The organism is Brevibacillus brevis (assembly GCF_900637055.1).
GTDB lineage: Bacteria > Bacillota > Bacilli > Brevibacillales > Brevibacillaceae > Brevibacillus > Brevibacillus brevis.
In genome coordinates this window covers 6,512,277-6,524,666 of the sequence record NZ_LR134338.1, presented here as the reverse complement: position 1 = coordinate 6,524,666, position 12,390 = coordinate 6,512,277, and the positions used below count along the sequence as shown (strand labels likewise).

Here is a 12,390-nt window from a genome sequence, read left to right as displayed (position 1 = left end):
AATTTATGATCGTAAGGAAGTGAAGTCATATGCTGGCAGCCGAACGGCACAGCAAGATCCTCGAACAATTGAAAGCAGAACAGAGCGTAACCGTCAGCCAATTGAGTCTGGCGCTGGATGTGTCTGAAGTAACGATCCGAAAAGATTTGATCAAGCTCGAAAACGACGGATTGCTGACGCGTATTCACGGAGGCGCGACGATTACGAATTTCTTGCCATTGGAGCGCAGCTTCACGGAAAAGCTGGAAGAGAGAAGCGAAGAGAAGCAAGCGATTGCCCATCAAGCGCTGTCACACATACAGCCGGGGGACACAGTTATTCTCGGGGCAGGGACCACGATGATGGAGCTCGCCAAGCTGCTGCGCGGCTTAAATGATCTGACGGTCGTGACGAATGCGGTCAACATCGCCATGGAGCTGAACAGTCAAGGCAAGCATCACGTCATCTTGATCGGTGGAGAGATGCGTCACAAATCATTTGCGCTCGTTGGTTCTGTCGCAGCGGACAATTTGCGAGGACTTTCTGTTTTCAAATGCTTTATCGGGGCAGATGGGGTTCATCCGGAAAATGGGCTGACGACGCTCAATCTGGCAGAAGCGCAAATCAACCAAGTCATGATGGAACGCGCCAGAAAAGTCTACGTGCTGGCTGACCACAGCAAGTTCGGAGAAACGCATTTGGCGAAGTTCGCCGGGGTGTCCGATGTCGATCGGATTATTACGGATGCGGCAGCACAGCATCTTGTCAGCAAGTATGCGGAGCTGGGCATCAACCTGGAGCTGGCGAGCTTGCAGGGCGTGACCAGGTAAACTACCAGATCAGAAAGGAAACGGGGGATCGATATGGCGTTGGTATCATCGACACAAATGCTGCGCACAGCAAGGGAGCAAGGATATTGTGTGGGGGCATTCAACGTACACACGATGGAAATGCTCCAAGCAGTAGTGGAGGCGGCTTGCGAAGCAGACGCACCGCTCATTTTACAGACCACAGTCGGAACGGTCCGGCATCTCGGACCGGAGTATGTAGCAGCAATCGCCCGGGTAGCCTCAGAGGAGGCCCGGGTGCCGATTGCCCTGCATTTGGATCATTGTCATGAAGAGGAACTGATTGTGCGATGTATCGAAGCGGGTTATACATCGGTCATGATCGATGCGTCAATGCATCCCTTTGCGGAAAATGCGGAGATGACGCGGCGTGTAGTGGAGCTGGCTAGGGAGCGCGGTGTCAATGTGGAGGCAGAGCTCGGCAAGGTCGGGGGCGTGGAGGATGATCTCGTCGTCGACGATGCAGATGCTGCGCTAGCTGATCCGATTGAGTGCGAGAGGTTTATCGAGTTGACTGGCGTGGATACGCTGGCTCCAGCCATTGGTACGGCTCACGGGATTTACAAAGGGGAGCCGCGCATTGATTTTGCTCGCATCGAAGAGATTGCTCGTCGTGTTTCTGTACCGCTTGTGTTGCACGGCGGCTCGGGAATTCCCGAGGAGCAGGTGAAGCGGGCGGTTCAGCTCGGCATGGCAAAAATGAACGTAGCGACAGAGCTGCGTATCGCGTTTTCACAAGCGATCAAGGGCGTATTTGACAGCAACCCGCAGGAAAACGACCCGCGCACCTATATGAAGCAGGCCAAGCAGGCAGTCAAAGAAGTCGCGCTCGCCAAGATGGAGATGTGCGGTTGTGTTGGAAAAGCGAATGTACGTTAACGAAAAAAAGACAGGAAGGGACGATTTTACATGCGTATAAACCTCGATGATGCACAAGCGTTGCGCGAACTGGACACGATTTCTGCCCTGCAAGATACGGAAAGCTACGATGAACAGTTTAAAACAGGCCTGCAATTATCTGATAGTTTAGATGTATCTAATATTTCTGTTAAAATTGAAAGCACTGTCGTGCTTGGCACTGGTGGCGGTTCGGCTGCGAGCGTCAATTTAATCAAGTCGTATTTGTTTGACGAGCTGCAAGTGCCGCTTCAGTTAAATCAAGGCTACACCATTCCGGCTTTTGTGGATGCGAAAACGCTCGTCATCGTCGTTAGCCACTCCGGCAATACAGAAGAAGTCGTCAGCGGCTACGAAGCGGCCATCGCCAAAGGTGCCCAGATCGCTGTCATTACGGCGGGCGGAAAAGTATTGGAGATGGCTCGTGAACACAATCATGCGTGCTTGCTCGTGCCGGGCGGAATGATGCCGCGAATCGTACTCGGCTACATTTTCCTGCCGATTCTCGCCATCCTGACGAAGCTCGGGCTGATTTCCGACAAGCGTGCGGAGGTCGAAGAGACGATTGCCCTGTTCGAAAAGTGGAAGCACATTTACGGTACGGACTCTCCGATTGAGAAAAACGAAGCCAAACAAATCGCCATCGAGATGGATGGACTGATACCCGTTGTGTACGGAACGCTGCCGTTTTTCGATGCTCCTGCATGGCGTTGGAAAAACCAGCTCGGGGAAAACAGCAAGCTGATGGCATTTTGGAACGCCATTCCGAGTCTTCACCACGACGAGGCTGTGGGTTGGGATTCGCCGTCCGCGCTGCTGAAGGGCGTTCATTTTACGCTCATTCGCGATCAGGAGGACAGCGAGAAGACGACCCAACGTGTAGAAATCAGCGCTGACATTTTGCGTGAGCGGGCTGGTGGGGTAAGGGTGGTTCATTCCCACGGCGTGTCCCGAATGGCTCGCTTGTTTTCGATCGTGTACTTGGCTGACTTTGTGTCGTTGTACGCAGCTCTGATCCGCGGCGTTGATCCAACCCCTGTAGAAGTGATCAATTTGTTCAAACAAAAAATGGGGCAGCCGCTCGTTACTGTGCAGGTGAGATAGCATGCTCGTAACGGTCACACTGAACGCGGCCATCGATAAGACGTATCGCCTCTCGCATTTTTGTGCAGGAGAGCTGCATCGCGCGGGGGATGTACTGAGCTTGCCCGGCGGAAAAGGGCTAAATGTAGCGCGTGTAGCGAAAGCATTGGGGCAGGATGTAGTCGCAAGCGGTTTTGTCGCCGGTCACAACGGGAGGTTCATCGTGGAAGGCTGCGAACGTGAGGGGATTATGTCCTCCTTTATCGAAACGAGCGGAGAATCCCGATTGTGCCTCGCTTTTCTCGACGAACAGGAAAAAACGGTGACAGAAGTGCTAGAGCAAGGTCCTGCGCCCAGTGAAGAAGAGATCAGTCGCTTGCAAACGCGTTTGATCGAGCTGGCGGATCAGGCGCAGTACATGGTTTTTTCCGGAAGCTTGCCAGGCGGCGTTCCAGCCGAAACATACGCTGCACTCATCCGAGGTATCGCCGGGAAAGGAACCGCTTGCGTGCTCGATACAAGCGGCCAGGCACTGCTGGAAGGAATAAAAGCAACACCCTCGCTCATCAAGCCCAATCGACCGGAAGCAGAAGCGATTCTCGGATTTTCGCTGGATAGCGATAATGCACGTTGCAGAGCGATACGCGAGCTGCGTGAGCGCGGTGCCCAGCGAGTCCTACTCTCGTTAGGGGAGGAGGGCGCGTGGTTCGGCGATGGCAAGGAGACGTGGCGTATTTCCGCGATTCCCTTAGGGGATACCGAAGTGAAAAATACAGTGGGCTGCGGTGATTCCATGCTTGCGGGTGTCCTTGTCGGACGGCTGCGAGGCTTGGCTTGGCCAGATGCGATTTGGCTGGGGATGGCATGCGGCGCCGCGAATACACGGTCGTTTGGAGCGGGCATGATCGAACCGGACGATGTGCAGAGGTTGAGAAGTCAGCCGATGCATGTGGAGCGAGTTGAGTAGAAGAACGGGTTCAGAAGGGAGGAGCAGCATGCGCCATGTAATTGGCCTCGATGTCGGTGGTACGACAATGAAAGGGGCGGTCATGGACGAGAATGGGCGAATTCTCCTCCGGGCTGCCAAGGAAACAAAGGTTCATAACAACTTGCCTATCTTGATCGAGCGAATGGCTGCCTTGATTAAAGAACTGCGGGATCAATCACCCGTTCACATAGAGGCAGTAGGGATCGGATTTCCTGGTCCTTTTGATGTTAAAAATGGGATATCGGTTCACTCGCCCAACTTTCAATTGCACCACGCAGACTTGCGGACACCACTCGCGAAGCTGGTGGAGCTGCCGCTTTTTTTTGAAAACGATTTACGGACAGCTGCACTCGGGGAAGCCATTTTCGGTGCGGGCAGGAAAGTAAGTCACCTCGTTTTCGTGCCGCTTGGTACGGGGATAGGGGCAGGGATTGTTAACGAAGGCAAGCTCGTCCGCGGCAGTCACGGATTCGCGGGAGAGATTGGTCATGTGTGTTATCCAGGGCTTACGGCTCCATGCAATTGCGGCAAGCTCGGTTGTGTAGAGACGGTCGCATCTGCCACCGGTATTGCCAGACTGGCCCGTGAACGCTTGGACAAGGAACTCGATGCAAATCCACAGCAAGCAAAAGCTTCTCCTCTGTTTACTCTGTGCGATGGACAGATCGAGCGGATTACGGCTGAGCAGGTGGCTATGGCAGTGGAACAAGGTGATGCGGTGGCGGCCTGCGCATGGAACGAAGCGTGTGAAGTAACGGGCTGGGCTTTGTCTGTGCTGGTAAACGTGTGCAACCCGCAGCTCGTAGTGATCGGGGGTGGGGTTTGCCGGGCTGGGGAGCTGTTGCTGGCCCCCGTACAAGCGAGTGTACAACGGTACGCCATGGAAGTCGTTCATCAACAGACAAAGATCGTTTTGGCCGAGCTCGGCGCAGATGCAGGAATGCTCGGTGCTGGCGCCTTGGCCCTGCAAGCAACGAGTAAGGAACAAGGAACCGTGAAATCGTGAAATTGTAAAAAGAGGAGTGTACATCGATGCATCAACGGTATGACTGGGCAAATCATCAGCTGTTAGAGCGAAATCGCTTGGCGGCGCGGGCTTACTTTTTGTCCTACCCGGAAGAATCGGGAGCACTGACCTATGAAAGAGGCGCGACACCGTGGTTTCAATTGTTGAATGGGCATTGGCAGTTTGCATACGCAGAATCACCGCTGCATGTGCCGGAAAACTTTTTTGCCGCCGATTATGATGCGACGGAGTGGGCCCGAATTCAGGTGCCGGGGCATTGGCAGCTCCAAGGATACGGCAAACCGCATTATACGGACTTGTACTATCCGTTTCCCGTGGATCCGCCGCATGTCCCGTCAGAGAACCCGACAGGCTGCTATTTGCGAGAGTTTACGGTTGCGCCTGACTGGAAAAATCAGCAGGTAATCCTGCGGTTTGAAGGGGTCGACAGCGCTTTTCATGTGTGGCTGAACGGAAAGGAAGTCGGCTATAGCCAAGGAAGCCGCTTGCCATCTGAGTTTGATGTGACGGAGCTGTTGCAGGAAGGCAGGAATCGCTTGGCTGTGCAAGTGTACCAATGGTCGGACGGTACGTATGTGGAGGATCAGGATATGTGGTACTTGAGCGGGATATTCCGGGATGTTTCCCTGATTGCCAGACCGAGGCTGCATGTGAGAGATGTGGCAGTCGTGACTGATCTGGATGATGAATTCCGCCATGGTGTGCTGCGCGTACGTGTCCATGTAGAAAATAGTTCCGCTGCTGTCTATGACAGAGTGAGCGTGACCGCAAAGCTGCTGGATCAATCCTATACGCTAGTCGCTTCGCTGACCGACACCGAAGCAGGCGAGCTGGCAGCCGGGCAGGAAAAGGTCGTGATCTTGGAGCTTCCGGTGCAGGAGCCGAAAAAATGGTCGGCGGAGGAGCCGAACCTGTATCACCTGCTGCTTGCGATTGAGCAGGAGTCGGGCGAAAAGACAGAAGTCATCCCGATTCGCGTGGGCTTCCGACGGATCGAAGTAAAAGGAAACAACTTCTTCGTGAACGGTGTAGCGATTCGCCTAAACGGTGTGAACCGCCATGATCATCATCCCGATCTTGGGCGTGCAGTTCCGTATGAAACGATGCGCGAAGATGTGCTCATGATGAAGCGTCACAACATCAACGCCGTTCGTACCGCGCATTACCCGAACGATCCGCGCTTTTACGATTTGTGCGACCAGTACGGATTGTATGTCATGGACGAAACCGATTTGGAGACGCATGGCTTCCAGTTAACCGGGAACATTAGTCAGCTGAGCGATGATCCAGAGTGGGAGCAGACATACGTGGAGCGCATGGAGCGTATGGTGGAGCGGGACAAAAACCATCCGTCGATCATCATGTGGTCGCTCGGCAACGAATCCGGCTTCGGCTGCAATTTCCGGGCAATGGCCGCTTGGTGCCGACAAGCGGACCCGACCCGCCTCATCCACTACGAAGAGGATCGCGAAGCAGAAGTGTGCGACGTATTCTCCACCATGTACTCCTCGGTAGAAAAAATGATTCAGCACGGTGAAAATGAACATCTGCAAAAGCCACATATCATGTGCGAGTATGCTCATGCCATGGGGAATGGACCCGGCGGCTTGCGCGACTACGCCAATGTGTTTGACAAATATCAACGCCTGCAGGGCGGTTTTGTGTGGGAATGGATTGATCACGGCTTGCGTCAATTTACGCCGGATGGGCGAGAGTATTATGCCTACGGAGGAGACTTCGGGGACTACCCGACAAATGGCAACTTCGTCATCGACGGCCTGATTCGTCCAGATCGCACCCCATCCCCTGGATTACTTGAATACAAAAAAGTGATTGAGCCGATCGTCGTAGAAGCGACTGATTTGGAAAGCGGGCTCGTCACCATTACGAATCGCTATGATTTCCGCACGCTTGCGCACGTGAGAATGGTTTGGAGTGTGACAGCAGACGGACAAGTGGTGCAGAGCGGAACGCTGTCGCTGCCACATACAGAAGCAGGAAGCCGCACCATTGTAGCTGTTCCGTATACCTTGCCTGCACAGGTACAGGATCGAACCGACTACTGGCTGACGCTCTCCTTTGTGCTGGATCAAGATGAGAGCTGGGTACAGGCAGGACATGAGCTAGCTTGGGCACAATTTGCCTTGCCAGTGACCGCTGCCAAACAGGTTACGGTCGCTCCCCATCAGCCTGTGTTCGGCAGAGTAGATATGAAAGAAACGAAAACGGAGGTCACTCTTACTGGAGCAGATTTTCAGTTCGTTTTTGACAAAGGGAGCGGTGTGCCGACGAGCTGGGTGTTTGCTGGCAAGGAGCTGCTGGTGGCAGGACCTCGTCTCACGTTTTGGCGTGCTCCGATTGACAATGACATGTACGTAGTCGAAGAGTGGCGCAAGGTGTACCTGGATCGTTTGCAAAACCGCGTGGAGCATGTAAGCATCCTGCAGGAGCGAGAAGATCGGGTGGTCATTACCTGCGATGTACGGATTGCTCCGCCTGTATACGACTGGGGGTTTGCGTGCCGCTACACGTATACTGTGTTCGGAAATGGCGAGGTGCAGGTAGATGTTCAAGGCACACCCAAAGGCACCCCGCCAGCGATGCTGCCGCGAATCGGCTTGAAGCTATTGGTCGCCAAAGATATGGAGCGTGTCTCGTGGTATGGTCGTGGCCCGGGAGAGGCGTATATCGACAGCAAGGAAGCCAATCGCATGGGGGTGTATCACGCGAGCGTGGATGAGCTGTACACGCCGTATGTGTTTCCACAGGAAAATGGCAATCGCACGGACGTCAAATGGATGTCGATCACGGATCAGAGAGGCATTGGACTTTTCGCGATGGGTCAACCGACCTTGGAATTTAGCGCACTTCGCTATGATACGGACGATCTGGAGCAAGCGAAGCACACGACAGATCTCGCAAAACGAGAGTATGTGACACTGCATCTCGATTATCGGCACAACGGGTTGGGTAGCAATAGCTGCGGACCTAAGCAATCGGAGCAGCATGCCTTGCGTCCAGAGGAGTTCCAGTTCCAAATGAGATTAACGCCTTTTTCAAAGGATACGATTTCTCCGATTCAGCTGTATAAGCGGAACTTGTGTGACTAACGATGTTGTTCTCGAAGGCATCGCCGAAACGTTGTACAATTTAGTTGAAGAATGAATAGTGCAACTAATCAAAATTCGGTGGTGGTCCTGTCACATGAAGTCATGGTCGCTCTTTCCGCGCAGAAGCATTCATGTCAAGCTGCTCGCTTTTATGCTGATTGCAGCCATTATTCCGCTGATTACTCTAGGGAGTATGGCGTATTGGAAATCGTCGATGGTCGTTCGCGAGCAATTTAGCAAGTCAGGCGAGTATATCGCTACCCAGCTGCAAATCCAGATCGACAACTACCTGAGTCAAATGCGATACATGGCCTATGACATCAATACGTACGTGTCAGACCCGACGTTGGTCGTCATGCGGGAGGAACAGCCGAAGACGTACACAGGCTTCCTGGAACAAAAAAACTTCGAGCGATACCTGGGGGCGCACCGCAACCTTGATACAAAAGGCATTTTTATCGTGACGCCCTCCGGTTACTTTTTCGGAGAAAATGTGATCAATGGACAGGATCTGATGCGGGAATGGTGGTGGAAGGGACTGCCCGCCAAGCTGGATGAGGAGCAATGGATTGGGTTTTACACACCGCGGCATTACGTCGGTTTTCAGGATGAGGCGGAGCTGCGGAATCAGGAGAAGGTGCTTGGTCTGGTCGTTCCCGTTCTCAGCGGTTATGGTGTGTTGAAAGATAGTCGGATATTGATCGAAATGAAGGCAGGCAAGCTGTTTCAGTTGTTTGAACAGCTGGAAAAGGACATGAGTGCGTACGTGACGATTACAGCCAAAAATGGCGAGCTGATTTACCAGACGGCGGGTACATTTGTCCAGCAAGAGAGCGATGTCGTTTGGAACAAGCCGCTGGAGTCCAACAACTGGGTGATTCAAGTGCGTTTGCCGTACGAGCAAATGAACCGCTCTGCGGAAGTGATGCAATCCTTCTTTATCGCAGCGCTGATTCTTTCGGCAGTGCTGGCACTCCTTTTGGCGTATTTATTTTCCAGACGAATTACAGGCAAAATCAAACGACTTCAAGAAACGATGCGTTTGGTCGGAACAGGCGAGCTGCAGACGCGGGCAGAGGTAGACACAGAAGACGAGCTGGGGCGGTTAGGGGTGAGCTTCAACCAGATGGTGAGGCGGATTCAGACGCTAATCGCCGAGGTGAGTCGAACCGAGCAGTTAAAAAAGGAAGCAGAGCTGCGGGCCGTTCACTACCAGATCAACCCGCATCTATTATTCAATACACTCAATTCCATCCAATGGAAAGCAAGATTATCTGGTGCCAATGAAATCGGCAATATGCTCTATCATCTCATCAAAGTGCTGGAGGGCAACCTCGACATCACGCAGGAGCTCGTCCCGTTGGAAAAGGAACTACAAACCGTCGAGCATTTTCTGCAAATCCAAGAGCTGCGCTACGGTCCTGTTTTTCAATTCGAACAGACCGGAGTAGAGGCTTACCGTCGCTATTTGATCCCGCGAATGACACTTCAGCCGCTTTTGGAAAATATCTTCTTCCACGCATTCGAAGACGGGCACGGAACGATTCGGATCAGTGTCAGTGAAAAAGAAGGGCTTGTGACGCTGCTGTTGCAAGATGACGGCGCAGGAATTGTGCCGGAGCGATTGGCCAGACTTCTCGATCCTGATCTGGAGCGTTCCAGCAAACGAGGACTTGGCGTGTACAACGTCGATCAGAAGTTCAAGCTTCATTTCCGTATGGAGCACGGCATGAAGATTTCATCTGTCAGAGGAGAAGGAACCACAATTCAAATCACATGGCCGAAAAGGGAGGAAATTCCTGATGAGCATCAAGGTAATGATTGTGGATGACGAAGTGCTGGTGCGAAGAGGACTGAAGGCAATGGTGCCATGGAGTCGCTACGGGATGGAAGTGGTAGCGGATGCACCGAATGGTCGGAAAGGCTGGGAGGCTTTCCTGCAAGTACAGCCCGAGCTGGTGATTACGGACATCGTCATGCCGGAAATGGATGGACTGGAGCTGTGCAGGCGGGTGAAGGAGCAGGCTCCACAAACAAAGGTGCTCCTGCTCAGCTGTCACCGCGATTTTTCTTTTGCTCAGCAGGGAATCTCTCTCGGGGTATCCGGATATTTGTTGAAGACCGAGTTCCAGGATGAGGAATGGGGTACGTTGTTGGAAAAGCTGCGGACTGAGCTGGCAGGCGAGAGTGCGCGACCTGAAAAAATTCGTGAACGCCCTGATGAATGGAAGAGGGAATTCGGTTCGTGGTTGACTGGCTTGAGCCGGGATTTCGAGCAAAGCTTGTCCTCCCTCCTGCAATCACACTGGTCGTGGATGAACGATTCCATGCGTGTATGGCTCTTGGAAGGGATGGGCAGCAGTGTAAATGGCGAGGAGCAGGAGCGCGCATGGATTACACGGGAGCTGGACAGCCAATGGGAGTGGATCGCATGTGGCGATATCCGTTTTTTGCTGACGCCCGCAGGTACTGGCAGGCAGGTAGAATCCTTGCTCGTGGAATGGAAGCTGGCTGGAAAGGTGACGAGCTGGGAGACAGCAAGCCCGTTTGCTGGACTCGAAGCGTGGATTCAGACGGTACGGATGCTTTACCAGCGCACGGAGCGGGCGCGCAAGTACGGCGTCATTCAAGACCCGTGGCAGGAACCGATCAAGCAGGCCGTTCATTATGCGCTCGATCGTCTGGATACGCCATTGACAGTCAGTGAGGTAGCTTCACAGGTGGGACTAAGCCGCAGTCATTTTAGCGTGATGTTTAAAAAGGGAGTGGGCGAGAGCTTCGGAGAGTTTCTTGATAAACGCCGGGTAAAAATGGCCCGAGCGATGCTGGATGAAACAGCTCTGTCCATTCAGGAGGTAGCTGAGCGAGTCGGTCTTCCTGACGCGAAATACTTCAGCAAATGGTTTAAAAAATGTACAGGGATGACCCCGAGCCACTATCGTTTCAAACAAAAGGAGGAGTCCAGTCGAACAATCGTCCACTCCACCGCGCAAACCTAAACAAAGCGATAAAAAGGAAACAAATTCACACACTATTGCGAACAGTTGGCGGTTTCACCGTTTTTTTTCCTTCATTAAAATAAAGAAAAATGAGGGGTAAATCTAGGGGGGAGCACAGATGAAAAAGGTTGCGTCAAAATGGATGGCAGCTGGCATGGCACTTCTTTTGGCCGTCGGAGCCGGTTGTTCACAAGCCCAGCCAGCAGGAACAGACGGCACGTCTAGTAACACAGGTGCGACAACGCCAGCATCGTCTGATAAAAAGGAAACGGTTACATTGCGTTTCGCGACATGGGATACGGACCAAATGCTGAAGATCCAACAAGATATCGCGAAACAATTCGAACAGAAAAATCCGGGTGTGAAGGTACAAGTCGAGGCATATGCAGATGGTTTTGATCAGAAGCTGGTAGCGGCATTCGGAGCGAAAAACCCGCCGGATGTCATGTACATGTGGGATTTCCCAACGTACAACGCCTCGCTCGAGCCATTGGATGAGTACGTAAAGAAGGACCCATCCGTGGCAATCGACGACTTTTACCAGGGCCTCTTAAACTATAATCGATTCGATGGAAAATTGTTCGGTCTCCCAGCGGGCTTCTCGACGCGGGTCGTATTCTACAACAAAAAGCTGTTTAACGAAGCAAATGTACCACTTCCGACAGACGACTGGACGTGGGATGATTTCAAATCAGCAGCCAAACAGCTGACTGTTCGCGACAAGAAGCAGTACGGATTCGCTGTTCGTTCGGAGCCGGATACGTACGATTTGCAGCAGTTCGTGTGGAGCAACGGCAGCAGCTTCATCAGTCCAGACGGAAAAACCATCGAAGGCTACATGAATAGCAAGGAAACAGCAGAAGCCCTGCAAATTTTCAGTGATTTGACGAAAGACAAGAGCGCTTTGCTCGTCGGTGGCAAAAACCAGCAGAGCGGAAACGACTTGTTCAAAGCGGGCAAGCTCGCGATGTATGACAACGGCGTATGGTCGCTCGAGTCGTACAAGAAGGCGAATGTCGATTTTGGTACGGTCGTGATGCCGCAATTCCCTGGCAAGCCTGGTAAGGGTGTCATTGCAACCTCCTCTGTATCGATCGCCAAGGATTCCAAAAATAAAGAACTGGCTTGGGAGTTTTTGAAGTTCTTCGTTTCCAGTGATGCGATCAAGATGCGTACATCTGACTTGCCTGTACGTATTAGTGTCGTACAAGAGAAGAAGCTCGATCAGGACCCGCTCTACGCGCCGTTCTATAAGACATTGGAGCAATCTACTGACACGCCAGCATTCCTGTTGAATCCACACTGGAACGAAATCAACCGGAACCTTTCCGCAGCGGTCAATGCGATCATGATGGGACAAAATGCCGAGGAATTACTGAATAAGGCAGTCAAAGACTCCCAGAAGTTTCTACAAAAATAACGGGAAGGGGTCAGGGAATTGAATACAGAGAGTGTCGTG

Annotated in this window: 9 protein-coding genes; all 9 read left to right on the top strand. The window is 52.7% G+C overall.

Features of this window, described 5'->3' with window-relative positions; translation table 11 throughout:
• The first annotated feature begins 29 nt into the window (after positions 1-29).
• The 9 genes from EL268_RS31520 to EL268_RS31480 all read left to right on the top strand — a co-directional run bounded on the left by EL268_RS31520 (position 30) and on the right by EL268_RS31480 (position 12,351).
• The gene (locus EL268_RS31520; protein WP_106657297.1) at positions 30-809 is read left to right on the top strand and encodes a DeoR/GlpR family DNA-binding transcription regulator; all 780 of its coding nucleotides are present in this window, start codon (positions 30-32) and stop codon (positions 807-809) included.
• Between the two features lie 33 nt (positions 810-842).
• On the top strand, positions 843-1,706 hold the full coding sequence (locus EL268_RS31515; RefSeq protein WP_106657296.1) for a class II fructose-bisphosphate aldolase: 864 nt from the start codon (positions 843-845) through the stop codon (positions 1,704-1,706).
• Positions 1,707-1,736: 30 nt separating this feature from the next.
• On the top strand, positions 1,737-2,828 hold the full coding sequence (locus EL268_RS31510; protein WP_106657295.1) for a bifunctional phosphoglucose/phosphomannose isomerase: 1,092 nt from the start codon (positions 1,737-1,739) through the stop codon (positions 2,826-2,828).
• 1 nt (position 2,829) lies between these two features.
• The gene (locus tag EL268_RS31505) at positions 2,830-3,774 is read left to right on the top strand and encodes a 1-phosphofructokinase family hexose kinase (RefSeq protein WP_106657294.1); all 945 of its coding nucleotides are present in this window, start codon (positions 2,830-2,832) and stop codon (positions 3,772-3,774) included.
• Between the two features lie 28 nt (positions 3,775-3,802).
• Positions 3,803-4,801: an ROK family protein gene (locus EL268_RS31500; RefSeq protein ID WP_106657293.1), complete on the top strand. Its 999-nt coding sequence runs from the start codon at positions 3,803-3,805 to the stop codon at positions 4,799-4,801.
• Positions 4,802-4,827: 26 nt separating this feature from the next.
• Positions 4,828-7,932, top strand: coding sequence for a beta-galactosidase subunit alpha (ebgA, locus tag EL268_RS31495; RefSeq protein ID WP_106657292.1), 3,105 nt, complete (start codon positions 4,828-4,830; stop codon positions 7,930-7,932).
• 94 nt (positions 7,933-8,026) lie between these two features.
• Positions 8,027-9,763, top strand: coding sequence for a cache domain-containing sensor histidine kinase (locus EL268_RS31490; protein WP_106657291.1), 1,737 nt, complete (start codon positions 8,027-8,029; stop codon positions 9,761-9,763).
• Complete coding sequence (locus EL268_RS31485; protein WP_106657290.1) at positions 9,735-10,931, top strand: response regulator transcription factor; 1,197 nt, start codon at positions 9,735-9,737, stop codon at positions 10,929-10,931. Before EL268_RS31490 ends, EL268_RS31485 begins: the two co-directional genes overlap by 29 nt.
• Before the next feature lie 118 nt (positions 10,932-11,049).
• A complete protein-coding gene (locus tag EL268_RS31480) occupies positions 11,050-12,351 on the top strand; it encodes an ABC transporter substrate-binding protein (RefSeq protein ID WP_106657289.1) in 1,302 nt (433 codons plus the stop codon).
• Positions 12,352-12,390: the final 39 nt, after the last annotated feature.

What these genes read in the sequence shown, in the direction of transcription:
- EL268_RS31520 (WP_106657297.1), top strand. Translation starts at nt 30, where the DNA reads ATGCTGGCAGCCGAACGGCACAGCAAGATCCTCGAACAATTGAAAGCA.
- EL268_RS31515 (WP_106657296.1), top strand. Translation starts at nt 843, where the DNA reads ATGGCGTTGGTATCATCGACACAAATGCTGCGCACAGCAAGGGAGCAA.
- EL268_RS31510 (WP_106657295.1), top strand. Translation starts at nt 1,737, where the DNA reads ATGCGTATAAACCTCGATGATGCACAAGCGTTGCGCGAACTGGACACG.
- EL268_RS31505 (WP_106657294.1), top strand. Translation starts at nt 2,830, where the DNA reads ATGCTCGTAACGGTCACACTGAACGCGGCCATCGATAAGACGTATCGC.
- EL268_RS31500 (WP_106657293.1), top strand. Translation starts at nt 3,803, where the DNA reads ATGCGCCATGTAATTGGCCTCGATGTCGGTGGTACGACAATGAAAGGG.
- ebgA (WP_106657292.1), top strand. Translation starts at nt 4,828, where the DNA reads ATGCATCAACGGTATGACTGGGCAAATCATCAGCTGTTAGAGCGAAAT.
- EL268_RS31490 (WP_106657291.1), top strand. Translation starts at nt 8,027, where the DNA reads ATGAAGTCATGGTCGCTCTTTCCGCGCAGAAGCATTCATGTCAAGCTG.
- EL268_RS31485 (WP_106657290.1), top strand. Translation starts at nt 9,735, where the DNA reads ATGAGCATCAAGGTAATGATTGTGGATGACGAAGTGCTGGTGCGAAGA.
- EL268_RS31480 (WP_106657289.1), top strand. Translation starts at nt 11,050, where the DNA reads ATGAAAAAGGTTGCGTCAAAATGGATGGCAGCTGGCATGGCACTTCTT.